The sequence below is a fragment of the Pseudoxanthomonas beigongshangi genome, from assembly GCF_016820515.1.
In the GTDB taxonomy this organism is placed as follows: domain Bacteria; phylum Pseudomonadota; class Gammaproteobacteria; order Xanthomonadales; family Xanthomonadaceae; genus Pseudoxanthomonas_A; species Pseudoxanthomonas_A beigongshangi.
In genome coordinates this window covers 80,402-104,684 of sequence record NZ_JADHDV010000008.1, presented here as the reverse complement: position 1 = coordinate 104,684, position 24,283 = coordinate 80,402, and the positions used below count along the sequence as shown (strand labels likewise).

Here is a 24,283-nt window from a genome sequence, read left to right as displayed (position 1 = left end):
CTTGCTACTCGTGCTCTTGAGGTGACGGGGAAGCCGCCGGTGGGCGGAACAACGGTGAAACCAGCCAGACCAGGCCGATGCCCAGCAGCAGGGTGAGACCGAAGGCGCGCAATGCCGGTGTCGCCGACAACGCCAGCAGCCCGAACGACAGCCAGGTGCTGGCCGCGCCGATGCATACCGCCATCCAGGCGCGGGCGTCGCCGCGGTGTTCGGTCAGGAAAATGCCGTAGTCGATGCCCATCCCCAGCAGCAGCAGCAGGGCCAGCACGTTGAACAGTTGCAGCGGCTGCCCGGCCAAGCCCAGCAGCGCGACGGTCAACGCGCCGGCCAGCAGGGTCGGCACCATCACCCGCCAGGCGCCGGCGCGATAGCGCCACCACAGCAATGCATACACCAGCACCGCGCCGGCCAGCAGCAGCCCACTCATCAGGTGGCGGTAATGGCGCAGCAGGCGCGAGAAGTCGGCGGTGCGATCGACCCAGCGCACCCCGGGCAGTTGCGCGGCCTGTTGTTCCAGCAAGGCCAGCGCGCCGTCGCGTCCCAGGTCATCGATCAGCACCACGCTGGCCAGTTGTCCGCCCACCTGCCCCAGCCATTGATGGCGGAACGGCGCGGACACCGGCGAAGCCAGCCACGCCTCGGGCCGCAGGGGGCCGGCGCTGAAATCCGGACGCGCCAGCGATTCGCCCAGCGCTTGTCCGACCTGCGCCATCACCGCGCTTTCCACCCGTCCGGTCAACACGGCGTCGGCCTGTTGCCGGCGCAACGACGGCAGCCAGTCGCTGATCGCGCGATGGCCGCCGATGCGGTCATTGGTCTCCAGCTTGCGCAGGCGTTCGGTCAACGCCTCTTCGCGTTGCAGCAGGGTTTCGGCATCGTCGGCGCGGATCAGGAAGAACTGCGCGGGACTCGGCATCCCCAGCAGCCGCCCCACTTCGATCTGCTGGGCCATCACCGTCGGTGGCGAGGATTGCAGGCTGCGAAGGTCGTCATCGCCATGCACGCGCAGCAGGCCGGCGATCAGCACCACGCCCACCAGCACGCCCACCACGATCCCGCCGCGGCTGCGAACCGCGCGCGGCCAACGGTCCAGCGAACGGCCAATCGCCCGCGAGAAACGGGTATCGCGCACCTGGCCGCCATCAAGCCACGGGAACAGGCAGATCACGGTGAGGAACGCGCCGGCCAACCCGACCACCGAAAACAGCGCCATCTGGCGCAGGCCCGGAAACGGCGCCAGCCCCAGCGCCAGATAGGCCAGCGCGCTGGTCGCCAGCGCCAGCCACAGGCCCGGCAACAGGTGGCGCAACAAAGCCCAGCGCCGTTCCGCCGCCACGCCTTGGCGCGAGGCGAACCAGTGGATGCCGTAGTCCTCGGCCACGCCGACCAGGCTGGCGCCGAAAATCAGGGTCAGCAGATGGACCTGGCCGAACACCAGCGCGGTCACCGACAGCGCGGTCGCGCAGCCGATGATCAGCGAAGCGGCCACCAGCAGGATCGGACGCAGCGAACGAAACGCCAGCCACACCAGCAGCAACACCGCCGCCAGCGAGCCCCAGCCGATGGTGTTGATTTCGCGGTTGGCCTGCACCGCCGCCGCCTCGGCGTGCAGCGGCACGCCCGCGCGCAGCACGCGCACCGAGGGCTCGGCCGCGCGCGCGGCGGCGCTGGCGCGGTCCAGCGCGTCCTGGATGACGCGTTCGCCATCGAGCCGGAACGCCGAGGCGCGGGTCTGGAACGCCAGCACGCTCCAGTGCAGGCCATCCTTTTCCAGCAGGCCGTCCTCGCCCACGCTCAGGCCCGACGCGCGCGCGCGCGCCTGCCACCATTGCGGCCACAGGCCGAGCGGGTCCTGCCACCATTCGGTCAACCGGGGTGCGCCCATGGGGCCGTACAGCGCGGCCAGCGCCTGTTCCGCCAGCACGGCGGTGTCGGCCGTGGCGATGCCGACGCGCTGTCCGGGCGTCAGCAGACGATCGCGATACGGCGCGTAGAAAGCCTGCGCCTGCGGAAACCAGTCGGCGGCATTGTCGGCCGCGGTGAACGGCAATCGCGCCGCGTCCTCGCCGGCCAGCGAACGGCGGAACGCCGTTTCGGCCCGATGCGCCTGCTCCGGCGTGGCCGCGCCCAGCACCACCACGATCTGGCGCGCACCGGCATCGGCGATGCGCTCGGTGGCATCGGCCAGCACGCGATCGTCGGCATCGCGCGGCAACAGCGCCAGGATGTCGCTGTCGATCGGCGGGTGCTGCCAGAACCGCCACTGGTGCGCCGCGACCGCGGCCACCGCGAGCAGCCACAGCAGGGCCAGCCAGCGCCAGCCGAAACGCCAGCGGCGATCCCGCGCGTCCAGGCCTTCAGTCAAAGCGGCGCGCCTCGTCCGCCGCCAGCGTGGCCGGCGTGTCCTTCAGCGCCGAAAACCGCAGCAGCGTGCTGTCGCCGTTGGCTTCCTCGATCCGCACCTCGCGCACGTAGCGATCACCACTCAGCTCGATTCTGGCGAACACCTTGGCCAGTGCCGCCGAACGCGGTTTCAGGCCCAGCCGCCAGCCGTTGTCCGGCAACGCCTGCACCCGGGTTTCGAAACGCGAGGACAGCGCGGCGACATCGCCGCTGACCAGCGCGAACATCATCGCGTTGACCGAGCGCAGGGCCGGCTGTTCGCGACCGTCCACCTCGACCCGCTGGCTGCCGTCGCGCTGACGGCTGAGGATGCGATCGCGGGTGATCACCATCTCGGACGGGAACGGCTTTTCCGTCGTCCAGATCACCCCCTTCTGCCGAGCGACCACGAACCGGCCCTGCGAACGCAGCGGGTTCTTGAAGCCGGTGATGCGCTTTTCCTGTTCGAACTGGCCGCGCAACACTTCGACCTGGGCGACGCGCTGCTGGATCACCGCCAGATCGTCCGCCGCGCGCGCGGACGGCGGCCACGCGCCCGCCGCGAGCAGCAGCACCGACGACAACAGGAACCCGGACCACCGCTTCATTCGACCTGCACTCCCAGCCGTTCCCACAGCACCGGCGGACACACATAGAGCATCTCGCCTGAAGCCGCCTCGACCGCCACCTGGAGGGTGTGGGCGCGGGTCAGGACCTGTTGGGATTCGGCGTCGCGGATGACGTATTCCAGCTTCAGCCGGTTTTCCCACTCCACGATTTCGGCGCGCACCACCAGCGGCTGCGCATAGCGCAGGGGACGGATGTACTTGATGCGCGCATCCACCACCGGCCACAGGAAACCCGAGGCCTGCATCTGCGGATAGTCGTAGTCGAACCGTTGCAGCAGCGTGCAGCGGGCGATTTCCAGGTACTTGAAGTAGTTGCCGTGCCAGACCACCTGCATCGGATCGCAGTCGTGGAAGGCTGGCGACAGCGCGATTTCGCAGGACAGATCAGGCGTCTGCATACAGGCCCCAGCGCCGCGCGCGCACGTCCTCGCACAGCGCGCGCAATTCGTTGTCCAGCGCGCGGTCCTCCACGACCAGGGCGATGCGGTCGCGCAGATCCGCGTACATCGCCGCCGCCTGCTCGCCGAACACGGCCGAACCGCCGGCGCGCGCGCGCAGTTCCACCGCCTGGCGGGCGGCGATCAGCATCGCCGCGACCACCTGTTCGGTCAGGGTGATCACGCGCAGGCAGTCGCGGGCGGCGATCGTGCCCATGCTGACCTTGTCCTGGTTGTGGCATTCGGTCGAGCGCGAGAACACCGAGGCCGGCATGGTCAGCTTGAGCGCTTCGGCGGTCCACGCCGACACGCTGATCTGCAACGCCTTCAGGCCGTGGTTGATGGCCGCGCGCGGGCCGGTCGCGGCGGACAGGTTGGACGGCAGGCCGTGGTTGAAGCGGGTGTCCACCAGCAGCGCCAACTGGCGGTCCAGCAGATCGGCCAGGTTGGCGACCGCGTTCTTCATCGCGTCCATCGCGAAGGCGATGTGGCCGCCGTAGAAATGCCCGCCATGCAGGATCTGGCCGCGCTCGGGATCGATCAGCGGATTGTCGTTGGCACTGTTGAGTTCGGTTTCAATCAACTGGCGGAAGAACGGCAGCGCGTCTTCCAGCACGCCGATCACGTGCGGCGCGCAGCGCAGCGAATAACGATCCTGCAGGCGCTGCTCGTTGCGCGGCGGACGATCGCTGTGCAGGTCCCGGCGCAGGCGCGCGGCGGTCCGCGACTGGCCCGGATGCGGCTTGGCGTCGAACAGCACCTCGTCGAAATGGTGCGCGTTGCCGTCGCTGGCGAGCACGTTGAACGCGGTCAGCCGGGTCGCCAGCCGGTCCAGGTAGTCGGCGCGTTCCCAGGCCAGGCAGGCCAGCGCGGTCATCACCGCGGTGCCATTCATGATGGCCAGGCCTTCCTTCGGCCGCAGCTTGAGCGGGGTCATGCCGATCTCCGCCAGCGCTTCGGCCGCGGGCCGGCGCACGCCGGCGTGGATGACCTCGCGTTCGCCGCACAGTACCGCCGCCACGTAGGACAGCGGGGTCAGGTCACCGCTCGCCCCCACCGAGCCTTCGGCCGGAATCAGCGGCAGCACGTCGTGCCGGAGCAGGTTCTCCAGCCCGTCGAGCAGTCCCTGGCTGACGCCGGACATGCCGCGCGCCAGCGATGCCAGCCGCGCCGCGAGGACCGCGCGGGTCTCCTCGGCGTCAAGGAACCTGCCGAGTCCACAGCCATGGTAGGTGTAGAGGTGGTGCGGCAGTTCGGCGACCAGTTCCGGCGGAATGTTGACCGTGCAGGAATCGCCATAGCCGGTGGTCACGCCGTAGATGACGCCGTCCTCGCGCAGCACGCGATCCAGGAAGTCGGCGCCGCGGGCGATGCGCGCGCGGAAACCGGCGTCGTCGGACAGCCGGGCCTCGCGCTGCCGGCGCGCCAGCGCCGTCACGTCCTCGATGCGCAACGGGGCATCGCCGAACCGGACCGCGCCGGTGTCACTCTCGAGGGGAAGCGTCATGCGTAACCTGATCCCAGAAGGGAAAGAAATTGAACCAGTCGTAAGGCGCGCCGACCAACTGGCGCTCCAGCCATTGTGCGAACCGCCCGGCGTGTTCGGCCAGCGCCGCGTCGCGCGAACCGCGTGGCAGGCGGATGTTTTCGGCAAAGGGTTCGAAGCGCACTTCGTAACCATCGCCGGCGTGGGTGCAAGCCATCGTGAACACCGGGCAGCTCAGCGCCGAGGCCAGCGCATAGGCGCCAATCGGAAACGGCGCCGGATGGCCCAGGAACGGCACCCGCACGCTGCGCCCGCCCTGCAAGGGCACGCGATCGCCGGCGATGGCGACGAACTCGCCGGCGGCGATGCGTTCGGCCAGCACCGTGGCGGTGGCCGGCCCCAGCTCGGTCACCTGCATCAGGCGCACGCCGTTGGCCGGGTCCAGCCGTTCCAGCAGGCGGTTGAAGCGCGCCGCGTGCGCGGTGTGCACCAGCGCGGTCAGGCGGAAACCCGGCACCCGGTCGGCCAGCGCCTGGCACAGCTCCAGGCAACCGATGTGCGCGGTGATGATCAGCCCGCCGCGCCGCTGCGCGACCATCGCCATCATCACGTCGCGATGGGTGATCACCCGCTGTTCGGGATAGCGGTTGCCCATCGCCAGGATCTTGTCCAGCAGGGTCTCGGCGAACATGAAGAAATGGCGCAGGCTCTGCCAGCCCCCCGGCTCGCCACCGAACACTCCGCGATCGTGCGCATGCAGCCGGCGCAGGTACTGCAGCGACGCCGCGCGCGCGGTGGCGTTGCCCAGCCAGTGGAAGAACACCACCGGATAGGCGCACAGCCGGAACGGCCAGCGTCCCAGCCAGCGATGCACGCCGCACAGGAAGCGCACACCGGCCACCGAGGTGGACTCGGCGATGTCCGCCCAGTGCGGTTGTCCGGTGGCGCTCACGCGGGCACCGTCCGTCCACGCAGCAGCCAGCGCGGCAGGCGCCGCAGCATGCCGAAGAACAGGCGCGCGTGCATGCGGCTGATCCGCACGTTGTCGCGCCAGACATCGAAATGCGACACGCCGTCGCTGGGATAGGTCACCCGGGTCGGCAGGTTGACCACCGCCACGCCGCGCCAGAACAGCCGCACGATGATTTCGATGTCGAAATCCATCCGCCGGCCAATCGGTTCCTGCGCCATCAGCGCCAGCACCGGCGCCAGCGGATAGACGCGGAAGCCGCACATCGAATCGCGGATGGCGAACGACAGCGTGTTGATCCAGACCCAGACGTGGGTCAGGTAGCGGCCATACAGGCGCCCTTTGGGCACGCTTTCGTCGTATTCGGGCACGCCGCAGATGATCGCCTGCGGTCGCTGCCGCGACGCCTCGGCGAAACGCGGAATGTCGGCGGGATCGTGCTGGCCGTCGGCGTCGATCTGCAACGCGTGGCTGGCGCCCAGCCGCGCGGCTTCGCGGAAACCCGCCATCACCGCCCCGCCCTTGCCCTGGTTGTGCGCCAGCCGCAGCAGCCGCACGCGCGGCGCATGCGCCTCGGCCAAGGCGTCCAGCACCCGGGCGCAGGCCGGACCGGATCCGTCGTCCACCAGCAGGCAGTCCAAACCGGAGGCGAGCACGCCGGTGACCATCGCGCCAATCGCGTGCTCGTGGTCGAACACCGGAATGATCACCATCAAGCGATCGACCGACATGGTTCAGTGTCCTTCCTGCGCCGCGAACACGACCCGGCCACTGGCGTGCGGACCATGCGCGGAGGTGTACTGGAATGCCAGCGTCGATTTTTCCGCCGCCCATTGCAGGTGCAGGCGGATGCGGTCGCCCGGACGCGCGACGCGCTGGAACTTCAGCGCCTCCATGCGCAGGAACCGCGGCGGCAGCGGGAAGGCTTCGCGGCCGAACCGGATCGCCCAGTCCAGTTGCGCCACCCCGGGCAGGATCGTCGCCTGCGGAAAATGACCGTCGAACACCGCCAGATCCACGTCCAGATCCAGTTCCAGTTCGGCGGCCAGCGGTTCGCGCACGCGCCAGTGCGGTTCCGGACGCTCGGGCCGGAACAGCGCGGTCAGCGCCCGCTCGGTGACCTTGCCCTGCGCGTTGACCGGCAGGGCCACCGCGTAACGCCAGCGGCGCGGACGCGCGACCGCGTCGTGGCGGCCGGCCAGATGCTGCGACAACTGCTGCGACAGCGCGCGGCGGCCGTGTTCGCGCAGGTACTCCCAGCCGGCCTCATTGGGCACCACCACCGCCACCAGCGCGTCGCGCGCGCCGGGCAGCACGCAGACGCGGGCTTCGGCCACCCGCGGATGACCGGCGATGTCGCGCTCCAGTCCATCCAGCGACACCCGGCGCTCCTCGACCTTGACGATGCGATCCGCCCGCCCGAGCAGGCGGAACCCGTCTCCGTCGGCGTGTACCCGGTCCTCGCTGGTCCACCACTCCCGCGCCTGGGCCAGGTGCGGCGAGCGCACCTGCAGGCGTCCGTCCTGGACCCGCCAGGCCACCCCGGGCAGCGCGCGCCAGGCCGGTTGTTCGTCGTCCCAGCGCCGCCACGCGATGCCGCCGGTCTCGCTGCTGCCGTAGATTTCGGTGGGGGCCACCCCCAACCAGCGGCGGGCTTCCAGCGCGGCCTCGGCCGGCAAGGCGCCACCGGAGGAGAACACCGCCCGCAATTGCCCGCGCAGCGAGGCCCAGTCCAGTTGCTGCGGCAGCCGCTTCAGGTGCGCCGGGCTGGCCACCAGCAACGCCGGTTGCCCGGCCAGGGCGGCCAGCAGGTCCTCGTGGAAGAAGGTACGCGGCGCGATCGGCCGGCCGGCCGCCAGCGGCCACAGCACCCGGAACAGCAGTCCGTAGATGTGCTGGTGGGACACCGTGCCATGCACCGTCGCCGCGCCGAGGTCCGCGCCGAAAGCGGCTTCCAGCGCTTCCACCTCCCGCGCCAGCTGATCCAGCCGCTTCTCGATGGCGACCGGCTCGCCGGTGCTGCCCGAAGTGAACACCAGCAAGCGGGTCGCGGCCTCGTCCAGCGGCGCCAGGACCGTGTCCGGAACCACGTCGGCGGGCATCACGCCACCATCCGCGAAGTCGCCGGCGAAGCCATCGACCTGCCCGGCCAGCCGTTCACGGGTGGCCGGCAGGTTGTCGGCGCACAGGAATACCCGCTTGCCGGCGTGCCAGGCGCCGAACAGGGCCGCGGCGAAGGCGGTCGCGTCCTCGAAGTACAGCGCCCAGTCACGGCCCCCGGCGCCGGCGAATGCCGCCTGCCAGGCCAGTACTCGGGTCCGGAACGCCGGGTGATCCCAATCCGGACCGACCCACCGTCCGGTCCGGGCATCGACGGCGACGCGGTCCAGCGGCAGCCACTCACTCATGCCGGTGCGCCGCCCGCACGCGCTGCCGCACCAGCCACTCGCCCGCGAACAAGGCGCCCATCAGCAGGTAGGCGATGCCGCCGTTGTAGAGCGCCCAGACGCGATCCGTGGTCCATAGAGCCGTTGCCAGCGCCAGTGCGCCATTGAAGATGAAGAACACGCACCACACCTGGGTGACCCGGCGGGTATAGGCGACCGCGCGCGCCGGCAGATCCGGCTCGCTCACGCGGGCGATCCGCTCCACCACCGTGGGCGGGAAGCGCAGGCTCACCGCGAACACCACCAGCATCACCGCGTTGACCAGCGCCGGATACAGCTTCAGCGGCAGCGCATCGTTGAACACCGTGGTCAGCGCGGCCAGGACCGCCGCCCCGCCTGCCGCCGCCAGCCACACCGGCTGGCGGGTCGCCAGCGCGCGCAGCAGCGCCAGCGCCATCAGCAGGAGCGCCAGCCAGCGCGGCTCGAACCGGCCCAGCGCCAGGTAGACGACCAGCGGATAGGCCAGCGACAGGGCAATGAACAATGCCGCGCGGACCCGGTTCGCCATGAGCGCGCCGCGCCTTGATCAGGCGGCTTGGTCGCGGATCAGGCCATACAGCACGTCGACGACGTCCTGCACCGTGCGGACGGTCTTGAACGCGTCCGGTTGCAGGTTGCGGCCCAGCAGCGGCTTGAGCTGGACGATCAGATCGACCGCGTCGATGCTGTCGATGTCCAGGTCGTCGTACAGGCGCGATTCCGGCGTGATCTTCGCCGGATCGATTTCGAAGGTGTCGTGCAGGATCGTGGCGATCCGGTCGAATAGTTCGTTCTTGGTCATTTCAGTCCCCTCGCCGCGCCCTTCACGCCGCCCGCTGCGACGCGACGAACTCGGCCAGCGCTCGCACGCTGGAAAAATGCTTGCGGGTTTCCTGCGAGTCCGCCGACAGGCTGACGCCGTAGCGCTTCTGCAGGGCCAGGCCCAGTTCCAGCGCGTCGATCGAATCCAGCCCCAATCCTTCGACGAACAGCGGCGCCGCCGTATCGATGTCATCGGGACCAATGTCCTCGAGGGACAGGGCGGCGATGATCAATTCCTTGATCTCGTGCTCAAGTGCCTGCACGCGTTTCCTCTCCAGAAAAATAATGCGTCAAATAGTCGGTGAGCCGCCTGGCGGCTGCCGCGTCCCCTCCGGTTCCGGACTCGGCGGCGTTCAGGAACCGTGCGATCGGCAGGTCTTCCTGAACGTCCACCACCACATGGAACCGGCGCGTGGGCACACGATACCATTTCTCCCCTTTCCCCAGCGTCATCGGCGTGCAGCTCAGCCTGACCGGCGTGATGTCCAGGCGGCCGCGGACGGCGATGTTGGCGGCCCCGCGCTGCAGCTTCGGCGGCTGCCCGCGCACGGTCCGGGTCCCCTCCGGAAAAATCACCAGGTTGCCGCCCGCCTTCACCGCCGCGATGCAATCGTCCACCAGTCCGGCGCCATCGTCGTTGGATACGTAGCCCGCGGCCCGGACCGGCCCGCGCATGAACGGATTGCGCGCCACCGCCGACTTCACCACGCAATCGGCGTTGGGCAGCAGCGAGACCAGGAACACCACGTCGATCAGGGTCGGATGGTTGGCCAGGATCAGCAGGCCGTCGCGTTGCAGGCGCTCGCGATGGCGGATTTCATAGGTCAGCAGGCCCAACCGGCGCATCAGCTCCACGTGCGCGGCGAAACTGCGCTGCACGGCGCGCCGGACCAGCCTCCGCCGGCGCGACGGGTCACGCACGAACCATTGCATCGGCGGGAACACCAGCACCCTCAGCACCAGCCCGCCGACACCAAAGGCCAGGAAACTCAGGCCGGTGCCGAACACCCGCCACAGATGGTCCAGGCGGTCACCCACCGTGGCGCCACTCCCATTGCCGCCCATCGGCCACATGCCGCAGGGTGCCGGAACCGGCCAGCAGGAAACGCAATACCTCCAGACTGTGCGGCAGGACCGCGGCTTCCGGCACGCCCGCCTCCGCCGGCACCGCGCCGCAGCCCAGTCCCACGGCGATGCCGTCGCCGCGATCCGCCGGCGCCACCCGCCAGCACCAGGCGTGGAAAGGATCCGGTTCGTCCCTGAAATCGGCATACACCTCTGGCAGCGCGGCGTCGTAAACCACCACCAGTACTTCGGGCGAACCATCCCCGAGCAGTCCCGCCGCCTCCACCAGCGCCGCTTCCGGCGTGGCGTGTCCGGCGGCGAGCGCCAGATAGTTGCCACGCTCGCCGCGCACAATCGAATACAGCGCGGCGATCGCGTTGTGCACGGAGAGTCCGAAGCTGGTCGGCGACAGGGTTTCGCGACGGCTCAGCGATTCCAGCAGTTCCACCGAGCAGGCCACGTCGCCGTGCCGCGAGGCGAACACGAACGGAATGCCTTCCGCCTCCGCGCGCTGGCACCAATAGGCGGTCTGGATCGCCATCCGCCCCAGGCGATCGATTCGCCGCCGCTGCATCGCCGGTACCTCCCCCAGCGCCGGCGTGCCCTCGCCGTGGGGCGGAAACGGCTGGCGCGCCCATTCGCGCCACGCCTCGGCGGTTTCGAGTCCGGGCGCCCAGGCGGCCCATTCGGCGATGGTGAACTGAATCCTCACGATGCTGCGATCCGCCCGGTTTCTGCGAGCGCCCTATTCCACCGGATGTGCCCCGAATCCGCCACCGTGAAATTTTTTTTTCACGGATGCTTGCAAGTCGGCAAAGCCCCCCCTACAATTTCGCTTCTCCCGCCGCGTGGGGCCATAGCTCAGCTGGGAGAGCGCTTGCATGGCATGCAAGAGGTCGCCGGTTCGATCCCGGCTGGCTCCACCAACTTTCCAGGCATTAGGCCGTCTGGAAAGAAAAATTTAAGCGGCAATGTTTCAAACGCGTCCCCATCGTCTAGAGGCCTAGGACATCACCCTTTCACGGTGGCGACCGGGGTTCGAATCCCCGTGGGGACGCCAATTTTGAAGAAGCAATCAGGGCTCGGGAAACCGGGCCCTGATTGTTTTTGCGTTGCCGGAATAACGGGAAACTGGCTACGGAAAGATTCTGCACGGGCTGACGAAACCCGCCTGGTTCTTACTGTGCGAATGGAATGTTGTACGACTGGTGGTTCGTTACGCGCGCACGCGTTGCACGCTGCCTTGTCCGCATTGCCCGCCTGCGCAGGAATCGGTTTCGACGTGCAGGCCAATCCGAGTCGAACTAGGCCGCGTCGAGCGCGGCGGTTTCGACCGCTTTCAATGTCGCCACGCCATGTCCCTGGTCGGCCAGGTATTCCAGCCATTTGCCCAGGAAGGTATTCATGCGCATGCGATGGCTGATCACTTCCGCCGGCGGCGGATACAGGCCGATCACGTCTTGCCAGCGGCGGCCGACGTAGCAATGCGTGGCCTCGGCCTGGTGGGCGTCGCGGTACAGGCGCACGAAGGCGGAAGGATCCGGTTCGCCGGTCAGCGGATCGCGCAGATCGTAGGTGAGCCTGAGTTCGACCGTGTAGCGGTGGGTCTCGATCACTTCCAGGCGCACGTCCAGGCCGTCGCCGACCGAGGAAATGTAGGTTCCCGCGGTCAGGTGGTCCGGGGCGAACAACCGCATCAGGCGCACGTGGTTTTCCGCATAGAGCGCCATCAGCCAGCCGAAGCGGCTGAGCTTGGGAATGCGTGCCTGGCGGTCGGTGGCGGGAGGTTGCATGGGGCCGATGCTACACGCTGGCCGGCGCCGGCGGCAGCATTGACGGCATCGCCCGGGAAGCCTAAGTTAAGGTTTCCCGCCGCCGGAATTCCGCGGCGCGTCCCGGCCCCTTCCGGCCCGCCTCCCCGCCTCAGAACATCTCGCGCTGCAGCCCCAGCGTGGACAGCACCTTGCTGGAGATTTCCTCGATCGACTTGTTGGTGGTGCTGAGGGTGGGAATGCGCTCCACCTGGAACATCGCCTCGGCCGCGGCGACCTCGCGCTTGCAGGTATCCATCTGCGCATAGCGGGAATTGGGACGCCGCTCCTGCCGGATCTGGTGCAGGCGATCCGGATCGATGGTCAGGCCGAACAGCTTGCGCCGGTAAGGACGCAGCCGCGGTGGCAGGCGATCGGTTTCCAGATCCTGATCGGTCAGCGGATAGTTGGCCGCGCGCACGCCATAGTGCAGCGCCAGGTACACGCAGGTGGGCGTCTTGCCGGCGCGCGACACCGCCACCAGGATGACGTCGGCCTCCTCGTATTCCAGCGCGATGCCGTCGTCGTGGGTCAGGGCGAAGTTCATCGCGTTGATGCGGCGATGGTAGGTCTCGAAATCGACCAGGCCGTGCGCCTGGCCCACCCGCGACTGCCGGGGGGTCCCCAGCTCGCGCTCCAGCGGTTCGATGAACGGCGCGAACACGTCCAGCATCAAGGCGCCACTCTCGGCCAGCACCCCGCTCAGGGCCGGATCCACGCAGGAATTGACCACGATCGGCCGGGCCCCTAGCGCGATCCCGGCCCGGCGGATGCGGTCGGCCGCGTCCCGGGCCTTTTCCTCGTCGTCCACGAAGGAAATCCGGTCGGTCTGGAAGCGGAAACCGGTGAACTGCGTCAACAGACTGTGACCGATGGTTTCGGCGGTGATGCCGGTACCATCGGAGACGTAGAACACCGGCCTGGTCACCAGGCCGCCCTGGTCCGGATTCACCACGAAACCCCCTTCAGATCAAGCTTGTCTGCAATTGGTATTGCATAGCATCATAGCGCCTCTTTCCCCACGGACACGGCCCGGCCGATGGTCTCGGCGCGGCGCACGGTCAGCTTTGGAGCTTAACGCTTGAACGAGAACATCCTCTGGCTGCATGCGTTGCGCCTGTCCGATCTTGCCCGTGTCGGCGGCAAGAATTCCTCGCTTGGCGAAATGATCGGCCACCTGGCCGGCCTGGGCGTGTCCGTGCCGGGCGGCTACGCGACCACGGCCGAGGCGTTCAAGACGTTCATCGCCCACAACGACCTGTCCAAGCGGATTTTCGACAAGCTGGCCACGCTGGATGTCGAGGACGTGCCGGCGCTGACCGCCGCCGGTCGCGAGATTCGCGGCTGGGTCATCGACGCCCCCCTGCAACCGGACCTGGATCAGGACATCCGCACCGCCTACGCGCAACTGTGCGCGGAAAACGGCGGCGGCGAAGTGGCGGTCGCGGTGCGCTCCTCCGCCACTGCCGAGGACCTGCCCGACGCCAGCTTCGCCGGCCAGCAGGAAACCTTCCTCAACGTCACCGGCGCCGATGACGTGGTCCACAAGGTGAAGGAAGTCTTCGCCTCGCTGTACAACGATCGCGCCATCGCCTACCGCGTGCACCACGGCTTCAAGCACGAGGACGTGTTCCTGTCCGCCGGCGTGCAGCTGATGGTGCGCTCGGACGTGGGATCCTCCGGCGTGCTGTTCACCCTGGACACCGAATCCGGTTTCCGCGAGGTGGTGTTCGTCACCGCCAGCTACGGCCTGGGCGAGAACGTCGTGCAGGGCGCGGTGAATCCGGACGAGTTCTACGTCTACAAGCCCACCCTGGCGCAGGGCAAGCCGGCGATCCTGCGCCGCGCCCTGGGCAGCAAGCAGATCCGGATGGTCTATTCGGGCAAGCCCGGCGAGCGCGTGCGCAACGAGGACACCCCGGCGGAACTGCGGAGCAAGTTCTCCATTTCCGATGCCGACGTGCAGGAGCTGTCGAAGCAGGCGCTGGTCATCGAAAAACACTACGGCCGCCCGATGGACATCGAATGGGCGAAGGACGGCGTCAGCGGCAAGCTGTTCATCGTGCAGGCCCGTCCGGAGACGGTGAAGTCGCGCGCCAAGGCCACCCAGATCGAACGCTACGCGCTGGAAAAGCGCGGCACGGTCATCGCCGAGGGCCGCGCGATCGGCCAGAAAATCGGCAGCGGCGTGGCCCGCGTGGTGCGCTCGCTGGATGACATGAACCGCGTGCAGGCCGGCGACGTGCTGGTCGCCGACATGACCGACCCCGATTGGGAGCCGGTGATGAAGCGCGCTTCGGCCATCGTCACCAACCGCGGCGGCCGCACCTGCCACGCGGCGATCATCGCCCGTGAACTGGGCGTGCCGGCGGTGGTCGGCACCGGCAACGCGCTGGACAGCATCGCCGACGGCGTGGAAGTGACGGTCAGCTGCGCCGAGGGCGACACCGGTTTCATCTACGACAGCGCCCTGCCCTTCGAGCGCACGACGACCGATCTGGACAACATGCCGCCGGCGCCGCTGAAGATCATGATGAACGTGGCCAACCCCGAGCGCGCGTTCGATTTCGGCCAGTTGCCGAACGCCGGCATCGGCCTGGCCCGGCTGGAAATGATCATCGCCAGCCACATCGGCGTGCATCCGCTGGCGCTGCTGGAATACGACCGCCAGGACTTGGAAACCCGTCGCAAGATCGACGCCAAGATGGCCGGCTACGCGGACCCGGTGAGCTTCTACGTGGATCGCCTGGCCGAGGGTATCGCTACCATCACAGCTTCGGTCGCGCCGAACCCGGTCATCGTGCGCCTGTCGGACTTCAAGTCCAACGAATACGCCAACCTGATCGGCGGCACCCGCTACGAGCCGCATGAAGAAAACCCGATGATCGGCTTCCGCGGTGCCAGTCGCTACGTCGATGCCTCGTTCGAGCCGGCCTTCGCGCTGGAGTGCCGCGCGGTGCGCAAGGTCCGCGACGAGATGGGCCTGGACAACCTGTGGGTGATGATCCCGTTCGTGCGTACCCTGGAGGAAGGCCGCAAGGTGGTCGAAGTGCTGGCCCGCCACGGCCTCAAGCAGGGCGATGGCGCTACTGGCGACAAGCCGGGCCTGAAGATCATCATGATGTGCGAGGTGCCCTCGAACGCCCTGCTGGCTGACGAGTTCCTGGACATCTTCGACGGCTTCTCGATCGGATCCAACGACCTGACCCAGCTGACCCTGGGCCTGGATCGCGACTCCAGCATCGTCGCCAACCTGTTCGACGAACGGAACCCGGCGGTCAAGAAACTGCTGTCGATGGCCATCCAGGCCGCGCGCGCCAAGGGCAAGTACGTGGGCATCTGCGGCCAGGGTCCGTCCGACCATCCGGATCTGGCCGAATGGCTGATGCAGGAAGGCATCGAGTCGGTGTCGCTGAACCCGGACACCGTGGTCGATACCTGGCTGCGTCTGGCGAAGCGAAAAGCGGCATAATCCGGGCCGCATGGCCCTGATCACCCTTCCCACCAAGACGCCCGCCGCGGCGTCCACGCCCACCGCCACCCGTGCGTTCGACTGGAGTTCGATCGACTGGATGGCGGTGCTCACCAACTGGGCGATTGCCGCGGCCATCGTGCTGCTCGGCTACTGGCTGTCCAAATGGATCAGCCGGATCGTGTACCGGGCGCTGACCCGCGGCGGGGTCGAGGCGACCCTCGCCGGCTTCCTGCGCAATGTCTGCTACGCGGTGATGATGGTGGTGGTGCTGATCGCCGCGCTGCAGAAGATCGGCGTACCCACCACCTCGGTGCTGGCGGTGGTCGGCGCGGCCGGCCTGGCGGTCGGCCTGGCGCTCAAGGACTCGCTGTCCAACATCGCCTCCGGGGTGATGCTGATCGTGCTGCGTCCGTTCCGCGACGGCGACCACGTGCAGGCCGCCGGACTGGAGGGCGTGATCGAGGAAGTGCGCATCTTCCAGACCCGGCTGCGCACCTTCGACAACCGCCTGATCGTATTGCCCAACAGCATGATCACCACCGCGCCGATCATCAATTTCACCGCCAAGCCGCGTCGCCGCGTCGACATCCTGGTGGGCGTTGGCTACGACGACGATCTGAAGCAGGCCAAGGACGTGTTGTTGGCGCTGGCGCATGCCAATCCGCTGGTGCTGGCCGATCCCGCGCCGCTGGTGCTGGTGAGCAGGCTGAGCGAAAGCAGTGTCGACCTGACCCTGCAGGCGTGGGTGAAGACCAAGGATTTCGGCGATGCCCGCAGCCAGCTGACCGAAGCGGTGCGCACGGACATCATCGGCCACGGCCTCAACATCCCGTATCCGCAGCGCGATCTGCATGTCTACCACCACAACGCCGACGGTACCCCACTCACCCACCTCATCACCCGCGCCGTCGCCGATGATGGCGACGTGACGCCGCCGGTGACGCCCGCGCCCTGACCCGCCCGTTCCTGTGGGAGCGACGTAAGTCGCGATTACCTGAGCGGACGACGACAGTCCGGTGTGGACGATCCATCGGGTCGCGACTTACGTCGCTCCTACCGCCAATTGCCCCCTGTAGGAGCGACGTCAATCGCGACCGGATACTCTCCGAATGGGGCGACCATCGCGACTTACGTCGCTCCCACAGGGACGGGAAAAGCGCGGCCTCAGCCGGCCAGTTCGGCCAGGTGCTTGCGGTAGGGGCGTCGTCCCCGTCCGTCGCGGTTGCCTTGCCGGGTCAAGACGGTTCGCTGCCGATGATCTATCGGGTCGCGACTCACGTCGCTCCTACAGCCAACTACCCCATGTAGGAGCGACGTGAGTCGCGACCGGATACTTTCCGAACGGGGCTATCGCGACTCACGTCGCTCCCACAGGGATGGGAAAAGCGCGGCCTCAGCCGGCCAGTTCGGCCAGGTGCTTGCGGTAGTGGCGCAGTTCCTCGATGGAATCGCGCACGTCGCTGAGCGCGGTGTGCGCGGCCTGCTTGCGCACGCCCTCCAGCACCGGCGGGGCCCAGCGGCGCGCCAGTTCCTTCAAGGTGCTGACGTCGAGGTTGCGGTAATGGAAATATTTCTCCAGCCGCGGCATCAGGCGGTGCAGGAAGCGCCGATCCTGGCAGATGGAATTGCCGCACATCGGCGACGCGTTGGCCGGCACCCATTCGTTGAGGAAGGCCACGGTCAGCGCCTCGGCCTGGCCCAGGCTGACCTGGCTGTCCAGGACCCGCTGCCACAGCCCGGACTTGCGATGCTGGTTGCGATTCCAGTCGTCCATGGCTTCCAGCGCCTCCAGCGGATGGGCGATGGCCAGTTCCGGCCCCTCGGCCAGCACGTTCAACTGCGAATCGGTGACCACCGTGGCGATCTCCAGGATGGAGTCTCCGCCCGTGTCCAACCCGGTCATTTCCAGGTCGATCCAGATGAGTCGGTCGTTGTTCGCGTTGCTGGCTGCCATGCACCTGTCCGTCGGGGAATGAGGCCGGGAATCCGGCGCGTTGCGGGAAATCCGCGTGATGTCATCATAACGCAGACGCCCACCACGACCGGCCCATGAACAATTTCGCGCACTATGCCGTCCTGACCGCGATGCTGGCGCCCGCGTTCTTCCTGACCGCCACCGCCTCCCTGCTGCTGTCGGCCAACAACCGCCTGGCCCGGATCATCGACCGCGCCCGCACCCTGCTGCGCGAGCTGGTCGACGTCGAGGACGAGCACGAACGCCAGCTCTACGAGATGCGCATCCGCCTGCAGCGCCGCCGCAGCCTGATCATCCTGCGCGCCGGCCAACTCCTGTACGCCGCGATCAGCTGCTTCGTCGGCACCAGCCTGGCCGTGGCCGTCGACACCTTCCTCGAACACCGGCTGGGTAGCCTGCCCACCTGGCTGGCGGCGGTCGGGGTCCTGGCGATGCTCGCCGCCAGCCTGTTGCTGGCGCGTGAATCCACCCTAGCGGTGACCGCCATCAACGAGGAAATGGACCACCGCCACGTCAAGCGCCGGTAGGGCGGAGCTTGCTCCGCTGACGCGTGGCGCTTCCCTCCCGGACAAGCTGCGGAAAGCAGCGGGGCAAGCTCCGCTCTACAGGAGCGGGCGGCCGCGCTTGGCGCGGAAATAGTTGGTCAAGCGACGGCTGGCTTCTTCTCCCAGCACGCCGCCCTGCACTTCAACGCGATGGTTGTGGCGCGGGTCGGTCAGCAGATCGAACACGCTGCCACAGGCGCCGGTCTTCGGATCGGCCGCGCCGTAGACCACCCGCGCCACCCGCGCATGCACCAGCGCCATCGCGCACATCGCGCAAGGCTCCAGGGTGACGTACAGGGTCGTGCCGATCAGCCGATGGTTGCCCAGCGCCTGCCCGGCGCGACGCATGGCGACGATCTCCGCGTGCGCGGTGGGGTCGTGTTCGGCCAGGTTGCGGTTCCAGCCCTCGCCCAGCACCTGCCCGTCGGCATCCACCAGCACCGCGCCCACCGGAATCTCGTCATCCTCGCGTTCGGCGCGCTCGGCCAGCGCCAGCGCATGCTGCATCCAGCGGATATCGTCGTCGGGCGTGGCCATCTTGCGGGGTGGATTTCGGCGAGAAGTGCGCCATCGTGGTCGAAGCGGGCCACGAACGTCAATGTGATGGCCGGTACGCGGCCCATGGCGCGCGCGCCATGCCATCCCCTATATACGCAGGTATATCCCGGCCAAACCACCGCAGCCTAGGCGTGCCGCGATGGCGCGCGGATAATTCCACCATCACGCAACGGCGGTCGACGACCGCGCCGATGCGTCTCCCGCTTCCGCGCACAGGTGCGCTTCCCGGAGATTTCCCATGGACCCCGACCCTGACGGGCGCTTCGCCGCGTCCCCAACCACATCGTTCCGCACACAACCGGCGCCGCTGCCGGGGTCCCTTCGCGCCTGATCGCCGGTGACCCCGCGGGCGTCGTCCCGGAGGTCACCATGAATCGCACGTTCCTCTATCCCGCGCTGCGCGGCGCCCTTTGCGCACGCGATGTCGTCGCCTTGCGCCGCCTCTATGCAGAGCATGGCGCCGCCGCATTCGCCGGCGCGCTCTCCACCTGTTCCCCGCGCGTCTCGGCCGATGCGTTGTCGTTGCTGCCGTTGCGGGGCCGGATCCGCGTCCTGCCGCATCTGCCGCCGCCAGCCCGCGCGCAGTTGGAATCGCTGTGCCGTCCCACACGCGCCACCGCATTGCCAAACGCGTCCATCCCGCTGTCCGGTGGATATGGCCCATGAAGACGCGCCCCTCGCAGGCGTCCATCGCCCCGCCGAACTTCCATTTCTTCCGTGTCAGCCTGCGCCTGCGCACCGGCTGGAGCGACACGGTCGAAGCCCGCATCCGACGCGCGCGCGGCCTGCATCTCAGATTCGTGCACCGGCGCGAACAGGCCATCGTCCTCGGCATCGACGCGCCCGGGGAAGGACGCCGCGAACTGGCCCGGCTGGTGCGACTCATGTCCTGCCATCCCGGCGTGCGCGCCGTGCGCTGGGAAGTCGTGCCCACCACCGCCGATGCGTTCGAACCCCTCGCCTGAATCGTCCGGCCGACATCGCGTCGTCGTGCGGTTGCCCTTCCCTTCCAGGAGTTTCACATGAACCTGCTCAAGACCTGGTTCGATGCCTTTCTGCGCAGCCGCCGCGCCGCCGGCCTGTTCGGCCGTCGCGCGATGCCCGAGGCCGGCTTCGGCCGAGCCGATGCACGCACGGCGCCCCTGCTTCCGTCCCGGACCCTGTCACAGGTGGCGCGGGACGATCTGCCCGCCGCGCTGTCGCGGCTGGCGTCGCACGAGGACGGCCTGAGCCTGGCCGAAGCCGCGGAGCGCCGCGCGCGCTTCGGTCCCAACGAGGTCGATCACGAAAAGCCGCTGCCGTGGTGGCGCCACCTGTGGCAGTGCTACCGCAATCCCTTCAACCTGCTGCTGACCGTGCTGGCGGCCGTTTCCTACCTCACCGAGGACGCCAAGGCGACCGTTGTCATCGGCATCATGGTGCTGCTGTCCACCCTGATCCGGTTCTTCCAGGAAGGGCGCTCCAACCGCGCGGCCGAGCGACTCAAGGCGCTGGTCGGCAACACCGCCACCGTGATCCGGCGCGACCTGGGCACCGAAGCGGCCGATGTCGCCGAGCGCTACTTCGGCACCCGACTGCAGTCGCGCCGTCCGCCCAGCCGGCAGGAAGTCCCGATCCGCGATCTGGTGCCCGGGGATCACATCGTGCTGTCGGCCGGCGACATGATTCCCGCCGACTGCCGGGTGCTGGTCGCCAAGGATCTGTTTGTCGCCCAGGCGGCGATGACCGGCGAATCGCTGCCGGTGGAAAAATTCGCCGAGGCCAGCAGGGACGAAGGCGGCGCGCTCGAACAGAACAACCTGTTGTTCATGGGCACGAACGTCGTTTCCGGCACCGCCACCGCACTGGTGGTGGCGACCGGTGCGGAAACCTGCTTCGGCGCCGTCGCGCATCGGGTCACCGCCAGCGACCATGCGCCCACCGCGTTCCAGGCCGGCGTCAACAGCGTCAGCTGGCTGCTGATCCGTTTCGCCCTGGTGATGGTCCCGTTCGTGCTGCTGATCAACGGCTTCACCAAGGGTGACTGGATGGAGGCGTTCCTGTTCGCCCTGTCGGTCGCGGTCGGGCTGACCCCGGAAATGCTGCCGATGATCGTCACCTCCACCCTGGCCAAGGGTGCGGTATTGCTGGCGCGGCGGAAAGTCATCGTCAAGCGGCTGGACGCGATCCAGAATTTCGGCGCGATGGAGGTGCTGTGCACCGACAAGACCGGCACCCTGACCCAGGACCGGATCGCGCTGGAACGCCACACCGACGTGTTCGGGAACGATTCGGAGGACGTGCTCAAGTTTGCCTACCTCAACAGCCACTACCAGACCGGATTGAAGAATCTGCTGGATCGCGCGGTGCTGGAACACGTCGAACTGCAGACCGAACTGCGGCTCGCCCAGGACTACCGCAAGGTCGACGAAATCCCGTTCGACTTCGAACGCCGCCGGATGTCGGTGGTGGTGTCCGAACGCGAGGATCACCACGAACTGATCTGCAAGGGCGCGGTCGAGGAAATGCTGGCGGTCTGCACGCAGGTCCGCGACGGCGAAACCGTGGTGCCGCTGGACTCCCGGATGCTCGCGCGGGTCCGCCGGGTCACCCAGGAACTCAACGAGGAAGGCCTGCGGGTAGTCGCGGTGGCGATGAAGGAAACCCCGCCCGCCCGCGATGCCTACTCCGTCGCCGACGAGCACGATCTGATCCTGGTGGGCTACGTGGCCTTTCTCGACCCGCCCAAGGAATCGGCGGCACCCGCTCTGCGCGCCCTGGCCGACCATGGCGTGGAGGTGAAGGTGCTGACCGGTGACAACGAACTGGTCGCCGCCCGGGTGTGCTCGCAGGTCGGCCTGGAAGGCGACGCGGTGATCACCGGTCCGCAACTGGACCGGATGAGCGACGCCAGCCTGACCGCCGCCGTCCAGCGCTACCGCGTGTTCGCCCGGCTCACCCCGCTGCACAAGGAGCGCCTGGTGCGCGCCCTGCGCGGACAGGGCAAGGTGGTCGGCTTCCTCGGCGACGGCATCAACGACGCGCCGGCGCTGCGCGCGGCCGACATCGGCATCAGCGTGGACGGCGCGGTGGACATCGCCAAGGAGGCCGCCGACATCATCCTGCTGGAAAAGAGCCTGATGGTGCTGGAGGAAGGCGTGATCCAGGGCCGTCGCACCTTCTGCAACATGCTCAAGTACATCCGCATGACCGCCAGTTCCAACTTCGGCAACGTGTTCTCGGTGCTGGTGGCCTCGGCGTTCCTGCCGTTCCTGCCAATGTTGCCGCTGCAACTGCTGGTGCAGAACCTGCTGTACGACGTGTCGCAGATCGCCATCCCGTTCGACCACGTGGACGAGGAACTGGTGCGCCGGCCGCTGAAGTGGAATCCGGGCGACATCGGCCGCTTCATGGTGTTCTTCGGTCCGATCAGCTCGATCTTCGACATCACCTGCTTCGTGGTGATGTGGCATGTGTTCGCCGCCGACACCGTGGCCGAACAGGGCCTGTTCCAGTCCGGCTGGTTCGTGGTCGGCCTGCTCACCCAGACCCTGATCGTGCACATGATCCGGACGCCGCGGCTGCCGTTCGTGCAGAGCCTGGCCGCGCCCGCGCTGCTGGCGATGACCGGCGTGATCATGCTTATCGGCGTGTTGCTGCCCATGAGCCCGTTGGCCGGCTACTTCGGGCTGCAGGCCCTGCCGACCGGCTACTGGCCGGTCCTGGTGGCCATTCTGCTGGGCTACGCGGTCCTGACCACCTTGTTGAAGCGTTTCTACATCCGCCGCTTCGGCTGGCAATGAGCGGGCGGCCACGCCGTCCGCGAGCGAGTACGACATGAACCTGGATCCCCGTCTGCCCCCGTTCGACGCGGGAGCGACCCTGAGTTCGCTGATCAGCCTGGGCACGGCCTTCCTGCTCGGCTCGCTGATCGGCTTCGAACGGCAGGTCCGCCAGCGCACGGCGGGCCTGCGCACCAATACCCTGGTCGCGGTGGGCGCGGCCGTGTTCGTCGATCTGGCGGTGCGTTTCCACGCCCTGCACGGGGGCACACCCACACCCTTGCAGGTGGTGGCCTACGTCATCTCCGGCATCGGCTTCCTCGGTGCCGGCGCGATCATGAAGGAAGGCGCGCAGGTCTCCGGCCTGAACACGGCGGCGACGCTGTGGGGCTCGGCCGCGGTCGGCGCCTGCGCCGGCGCCAAGCTGTTGCCGGAGGCGGCGATGGCGGCGCTGTTCGTGCTCACCGCGAACACCGTCCTGCGCCCGGTCGTCAATCGCATCAATCGCCGGCCGGTGCAGGAGGAGTTCAGCGAGGCGACCTACGTCGTGCGCGTGGTCTGCCGGCGCGCCGCCCAGATCGGCGTGCTGCAGCGGACCACCGACATGCTGGAGGCCGCGCACTATCCGATCCGTTCAATCGAGCAGCAGCCCTTCGGCAGCGAGGAAATCGAGCTCGAAGCGGTCCTGTACGCGACGGCCGTCGACGCCGACGAACTGGACGCGGTGATGACGGCCATCTCGCGCCTGCCGGGCGTGACGCAGGCGTTCTGGAACGCCAGCGCCGAGGAATGACCGGGCGAAGCGATGCGCCCGTCCCGGCAAAGGCGCCGATGCTATCCTGCGCCGGCCTGAGCATCGCCACGGGGACACGGACACCGGGATCATGCGCGTCAACTCTTCCCGCCTGGGCCTGGGCGTCGCCGTCGCGCTGGCGGTCATGGCCGCCATCTTCGTCGCCGATACCTCCACCGACTATGCGGTCGCGGCGGCGGGTTTCTATACGGTGGTGATCCTGGCGTCCGCGCGACGGCTGTCGGCGCGCCAGCTGACGATCCTGGCCTGCGCCTGCATCCTGCTGACCCTGCTGAGCTTCGCCCTGTCCGGTTTCGGCAATTACCGGGTGGGCCTGATCAACTCCGGCATCGGCATCGTCACAATCATGGTCACCACCTATCTGGCGCTGAAGATGGAAGCCGCGCGCGCCGACGCCCAGGACGCGCAGGCCCGGCTGCTGCGGGTGGCACGCGCCTCCACTTTGGGCGAACTGACCACCTCCATCGCCCACGAGGTCAACCAGCCGCTGGCCGCAATCGTCACCAGCGGCAACGCCTGCCAGCGCTGGCTGGCGCAGTCGCCGCCGAACCTGGACAAGGCGCGGCAGGCGGTGGAGCGCATCCTGGATGATGCGCGGCGTGCCAGCGACGTCATCGTCCGCGTCCGCGGCATGACCCGCGGACAAGCGCAACAACCGCAGGCCTTCGCCATCAATCCGGCCATCGAGGAAGTCCTGTCGCTGGCGCGCGCGGAACTGGAGCGCCACGGCGTCCCCGTCACGCTGGAACTGTCCGAGGAACTGCCGCCGGTGTTCGCCGATCGCGTGCAGATCCAGCAGGTGCTCGCCAATCTGGTCCTGAACGCGGTGGAGGCGATGTCGGCCACTCCGCCGGGCCGGCGCTCGCTGCGCGTGGGCAGCGCACGCGCGCCCGACGGACGGGTGCGCGTGAGCGTGGCCGACACCGGCAGCGGCCTGCCCGCGGCGATGGATGACCAGCCTTTCGAGGCTTTCTGGACCACCAAGGCCGACGGTCTCGGCCTGGGGCTGAGCATCAGCCGCGGCATCATCCAGGCCAGCGGAGGCAGCATCCGTGCGGCGAACCGCGCGCAAGGCGGTGCCGAACTGGTGTTCGAGCTTCCTCCCGCACCGGGGACGTCCGCATGAG

24 protein-coding genes and 2 tRNA genes are annotated in these 24,283 nt (G+C 68.2%); 10 read left to right on the top strand and 16 right to left on the bottom strand.

Annotation, left to right across the window (positions count from 1 at the left end; translation table 11 throughout):
* Positions 1-4 precede the first annotated feature (4 nt).
* From IQ458_RS08085 to IQ458_RS08030, 12 genes are read right to left on the bottom strand one after another with little or no spacing between them, the layout of a single operon-like run.
* Positions 5-2,365 (bottom strand): MMPL family transporter, encoded by a 2,361-nt coding sequence (locus tag IQ458_RS08085; RefSeq protein ID WP_203322471.1) that lies wholly within the window; start codon positions 2,363-2,365, stop codon positions 5-7.
* Positions 2,358-2,990 carry an outer membrane lipoprotein carrier protein LolA gene (locus IQ458_RS08080; protein ID WP_203322470.1) on the bottom strand — a complete coding sequence of 211 codons (633 nt, stop codon included), beginning with the start codon at positions 2,988-2,990 and terminating at the stop codon, positions 2,358-2,360. Before IQ458_RS08080 ends, IQ458_RS08085 begins: the two co-directional genes overlap by 8 nt.
* Complete coding sequence (locus IQ458_RS08075) at positions 2,987-3,409, bottom strand: acyl-CoA thioesterase (protein WP_203322469.1); 423 nt, start codon at positions 3,407-3,409, stop codon at positions 2,987-2,989. Before IQ458_RS08075 ends, IQ458_RS08080 begins: the two co-directional genes overlap by 4 nt.
* The gene (locus IQ458_RS08070) at positions 3,396-4,955 is read right to left on the bottom strand and encodes an HAL/PAL/TAL family ammonia-lyase (RefSeq protein ID WP_203322468.1); all 1,560 of its coding nucleotides are present in this window, start codon (positions 4,953-4,955) and stop codon (positions 3,396-3,398) included. The genes IQ458_RS08075 and IQ458_RS08070 overlap by 14 nt, the downstream gene beginning before the upstream one ends.
* A complete protein-coding gene (locus IQ458_RS19865) occupies positions 4,933-5,886 on the bottom strand; it encodes a lysophospholipid acyltransferase family protein (RefSeq protein WP_203322467.1) in 954 nt (317 codons plus the stop codon). The genes IQ458_RS08070 and IQ458_RS19865 overlap by 23 nt, the downstream gene beginning before the upstream one ends.
* Entirely contained in the window at positions 5,883-6,635 is a 753-nt protein-coding gene (locus IQ458_RS08060; protein ID WP_203322466.1) for a glycosyltransferase family 2 protein, read from the bottom strand. Before IQ458_RS08060 ends, IQ458_RS19865 begins: the two co-directional genes overlap by 4 nt.
* A gap of 3 nt (positions 6,636-6,638) precedes the next feature.
* Entirely contained in the window at positions 6,639-8,312 is a 1,674-nt protein-coding gene (locus tag IQ458_RS08055) for an ApeI family dehydratase (protein WP_203322465.1), read from the bottom strand.
* The gene (locus tag IQ458_RS08050; protein WP_203322464.1) at positions 8,305-8,859 is read right to left on the bottom strand and encodes a COG4648 family protein; all 555 of its coding nucleotides are present in this window, start codon (positions 8,857-8,859) and stop codon (positions 8,305-8,307) included. Before IQ458_RS08050 ends, IQ458_RS08055 begins: the two co-directional genes overlap by 8 nt.
* 18 nt (positions 8,860-8,877) lie before the next feature.
* Positions 8,878-9,132 carry an acyl carrier protein gene (locus tag IQ458_RS08045; protein ID WP_141452713.1) on the bottom strand — a complete coding sequence of 85 codons (255 nt, stop codon included), beginning with the start codon at positions 9,130-9,132 and terminating at the stop codon, positions 8,878-8,880.
* Between the two features lie 22 nt (positions 9,133-9,154).
* On the bottom strand, positions 9,155-9,415 hold the full coding sequence (locus IQ458_RS08040) for a phosphopantetheine-binding protein (RefSeq protein WP_141452712.1): 261 nt from the start codon (positions 9,413-9,415) through the stop codon (positions 9,155-9,157).
* Positions 9,402-10,217 (bottom strand): lysophospholipid acyltransferase family protein, encoded by an 816-nt coding sequence (locus tag IQ458_RS08035; protein ID WP_183636643.1) that lies wholly within the window; start codon positions 10,215-10,217, stop codon positions 9,402-9,404. The genes IQ458_RS08040 and IQ458_RS08035 overlap by 14 nt, the downstream gene beginning before the upstream one ends.
* Positions 10,183-10,929, bottom strand: coding sequence for a beta-ketoacyl synthase chain length factor (locus IQ458_RS08030; RefSeq protein ID WP_328805130.1), 747 nt, complete (start codon positions 10,927-10,929; stop codon positions 10,183-10,185). The genes IQ458_RS08035 and IQ458_RS08030 overlap by 35 nt, the downstream gene beginning before the upstream one ends.
* A gap of 138 nt (positions 10,930-11,067) precedes the next feature.
* Between IQ458_RS08030 and IQ458_RS08025 the strand changes: the two genes are divergently transcribed.
* Together IQ458_RS08025 and IQ458_RS08020 are read left to right on the top strand one after the other, a co-directional pair.
* Positions 11,068-11,143 (top strand) — tRNA-Ala (locus IQ458_RS08025).
* 58 nt (positions 11,144-11,201) lie between these two features.
* Positions 11,202-11,277 (top strand) — tRNA-Glu (locus IQ458_RS08020).
* 244 nt (positions 11,278-11,521) lie between these two features.
* Here the strand turns inward: IQ458_RS08020 and IQ458_RS08015 are convergent.
* Both IQ458_RS08015 and ppsR read right to left on the bottom strand, forming a co-directional pair.
* Positions 11,522-12,010, bottom strand: coding sequence for a DUF1249 domain-containing protein (locus IQ458_RS08015; RefSeq protein ID WP_141452711.1), 489 nt, complete (start codon positions 12,008-12,010; stop codon positions 11,522-11,524).
* 130 nt (positions 12,011-12,140) lie between these two features.
* Positions 12,141-12,959, bottom strand: coding sequence for a posphoenolpyruvate synthetase regulatory kinase/phosphorylase PpsR (ppsR, locus tag IQ458_RS08010; RefSeq protein WP_183641052.1), 819 nt, complete (start codon positions 12,957-12,959; stop codon positions 12,141-12,143).
* Positions 12,960-13,109: 150 nt separating this feature from the next.
* Between ppsR and ppsA the strand changes: the two genes are divergently transcribed.
* Both ppsA and IQ458_RS08000 read left to right on the top strand, forming a co-directional pair.
* A complete protein-coding gene (ppsA, locus tag IQ458_RS08005; protein WP_203322463.1) occupies positions 13,110-15,500 on the top strand; it encodes a phosphoenolpyruvate synthase in 2,391 nt (796 codons plus the stop codon).
* Between the two features lie 10 nt (positions 15,501-15,510).
* The gene (locus IQ458_RS08000) at positions 15,511-16,458 is read left to right on the top strand and encodes a mechanosensitive ion channel family protein (RefSeq protein WP_203322462.1); all 948 of its coding nucleotides are present in this window, start codon (positions 15,511-15,513) and stop codon (positions 16,456-16,458) included.
* A 438-nt stretch (positions 16,459-16,896) separates the two neighbouring features.
* On the opposite strand, the gene orn is transcribed toward IQ458_RS08000, so the two are convergent.
* The gene (orn, locus tag IQ458_RS07995) at positions 16,897-17,457 is read right to left on the bottom strand and encodes an oligoribonuclease (protein WP_183636651.1); all 561 of its coding nucleotides are present in this window, start codon (positions 17,455-17,457) and stop codon (positions 16,897-16,899) included.
* A gap of 95 nt (positions 17,458-17,552) precedes the next feature.
* Here orn and IQ458_RS07990 point away from each other — a divergent pair, with 95 nt between their 5' ends.
* Positions 17,553-18,005, top strand: coding sequence for a DUF2721 domain-containing protein (locus IQ458_RS07990; RefSeq protein WP_183636655.1), 453 nt, complete (start codon positions 17,553-17,555; stop codon positions 18,003-18,005).
* 75 nt (positions 18,006-18,080) lie between these two features.
* On the opposite strand, the gene tadA is transcribed toward IQ458_RS07990, so the two are convergent.
* A complete protein-coding gene (gene tadA, locus IQ458_RS07985; protein WP_183636658.1) occupies positions 18,081-18,560 on the bottom strand; it encodes a tRNA adenosine(34) deaminase TadA in 480 nt (159 codons plus the stop codon).
* A gap of 390 nt (positions 18,561-18,950) precedes the next feature.
* On the opposite strand from tadA, the gene IQ458_RS07980 reads away from it, so the two are divergent.
* The 5 genes from IQ458_RS07980 (at position 18,951) to IQ458_RS07960 (ending at position 24,282) form a co-directional block, all read left to right on the top strand.
* Positions 18,951-19,247: a hypothetical protein gene (locus IQ458_RS07980; protein WP_203322461.1), complete on the top strand. Its 297-nt coding sequence runs from the start codon at positions 18,951-18,953 to the stop codon at positions 19,245-19,247.
* The gene (locus tag IQ458_RS07975; protein WP_203322460.1) at positions 19,244-19,546 is read left to right on the top strand and encodes a hypothetical protein; all 303 of its coding nucleotides are present in this window, start codon (positions 19,244-19,246) and stop codon (positions 19,544-19,546) included. Before IQ458_RS07980 ends, IQ458_RS07975 begins: the two co-directional genes overlap by 4 nt.
* Before the next feature lie 57 nt (positions 19,547-19,603).
* The gene (gene mgtA / locus IQ458_RS07970) at positions 19,604-22,363 is read left to right on the top strand and encodes a magnesium-translocating P-type ATPase (RefSeq protein ID WP_203322459.1); all 2,760 of its coding nucleotides are present in this window, start codon (positions 19,604-19,606) and stop codon (positions 22,361-22,363) included.
* Positions 22,364-22,397: 34 nt separating this feature from the next.
* Positions 22,398-23,135 carry an MgtC/SapB family protein gene (locus tag IQ458_RS07965; protein WP_203322458.1) on the top strand — a complete coding sequence of 246 codons (738 nt, stop codon included), beginning with the start codon at positions 22,398-22,400 and terminating at the stop codon, positions 23,133-23,135.
* A 91-nt stretch (positions 23,136-23,226) separates the two neighbouring features.
* Positions 23,227-24,282, top strand: a complete 1,056-nt coding sequence (locus tag IQ458_RS07960) for a sensor histidine kinase (RefSeq protein ID WP_203322457.1) — start codon at positions 23,227-23,229, stop codon at positions 24,280-24,282.
* Position 24,283: the final 1 nt, after the last annotated feature.

Coding starts and splice junctions, on each gene's coding strand:
- IQ458_RS08075 (WP_203322469.1), bottom strand. CDS start 3,409: ATGCAGACGCCTGATCTGTCCTGCGAAATCGCGCTGTCGCCAGCCTTC.
- IQ458_RS07960 (WP_203322457.1), top strand. CDS start 23,227: ATGCGCGTCAACTCTTCCCGCCTGGGCCTGGGCGTCGCCGTCGCGCTG.
- IQ458_RS08050 (WP_203322464.1), bottom strand. CDS start 8,859: ATGGCGAACCGGGTCCGCGCGGCATTGTTCATTGCCCTGTCGCTGGCC.
- IQ458_RS08080 (WP_203322470.1), bottom strand. CDS start 2,990: ATGAAGCGGTGGTCCGGGTTCCTGTTGTCGTCGGTGCTGCTGCTCGCG.
- orn (WP_183636651.1), bottom strand. CDS start 17,457: ATGGCAGCCAGCAACGCGAACAACGACCGACTCATCTGGATCGACCTG.
- IQ458_RS07990 (WP_183636655.1), top strand. CDS start 17,553: ATGAACAATTTCGCGCACTATGCCGTCCTGACCGCGATGCTGGCGCCC.
- IQ458_RS07980 (WP_203322461.1), top strand. CDS start 18,951: ATGAATCGCACGTTCCTCTATCCCGCGCTGCGCGGCGCCCTTTGCGCA.
- IQ458_RS08035 (WP_183636643.1), bottom strand. CDS start 10,217: ATGGGCGGCAATGGGAGTGGCGCCACGGTGGGTGACCGCCTGGACCAT.
- IQ458_RS08000 (WP_203322462.1), top strand. CDS start 15,511: ATGGCCCTGATCACCCTTCCCACCAAGACGCCCGCCGCGGCGTCCACG.
- IQ458_RS08070 (WP_203322468.1), bottom strand. CDS start 4,955: ATGACGCTTCCCCTCGAGAGTGACACCGGCGCGGTCCGGTTCGGCGAT.
- IQ458_RS07965 (WP_203322458.1), top strand. CDS start 22,398: ATGAACCTGGATCCCCGTCTGCCCCCGTTCGACGCGGGAGCGACCCTG.
- IQ458_RS08045 (WP_141452713.1), bottom strand. CDS start 9,132: ATGACCAAGAACGAACTATTCGACCGGATCGCCACGATCCTGCACGAC.
- IQ458_RS08055 (WP_203322465.1), bottom strand. CDS start 8,312: ATGAGTGAGTGGCTGCCGCTGGACCGCGTCGCCGTCGATGCCCGGACC.
- mgtA (WP_203322459.1), top strand. CDS start 19,604: ATGAACCTGCTCAAGACCTGGTTCGATGCCTTTCTGCGCAGCCGCCGC.
- IQ458_RS08015 (WP_141452711.1), bottom strand. CDS start 12,010: ATGCAACCTCCCGCCACCGACCGCCAGGCACGCATTCCCAAGCTCAGC.
- tadA (WP_183636658.1), bottom strand. CDS start 18,560: ATGGCCACGCCCGACGACGATATCCGCTGGATGCAGCATGCGCTGGCG.
- IQ458_RS07975 (WP_203322460.1), top strand. CDS start 19,244: ATGAAGACGCGCCCCTCGCAGGCGTCCATCGCCCCGCCGAACTTCCAT.
- IQ458_RS08060 (WP_203322466.1), bottom strand. CDS start 6,635: ATGTCGGTCGATCGCTTGATGGTGATCATTCCGGTGTTCGACCACGAG.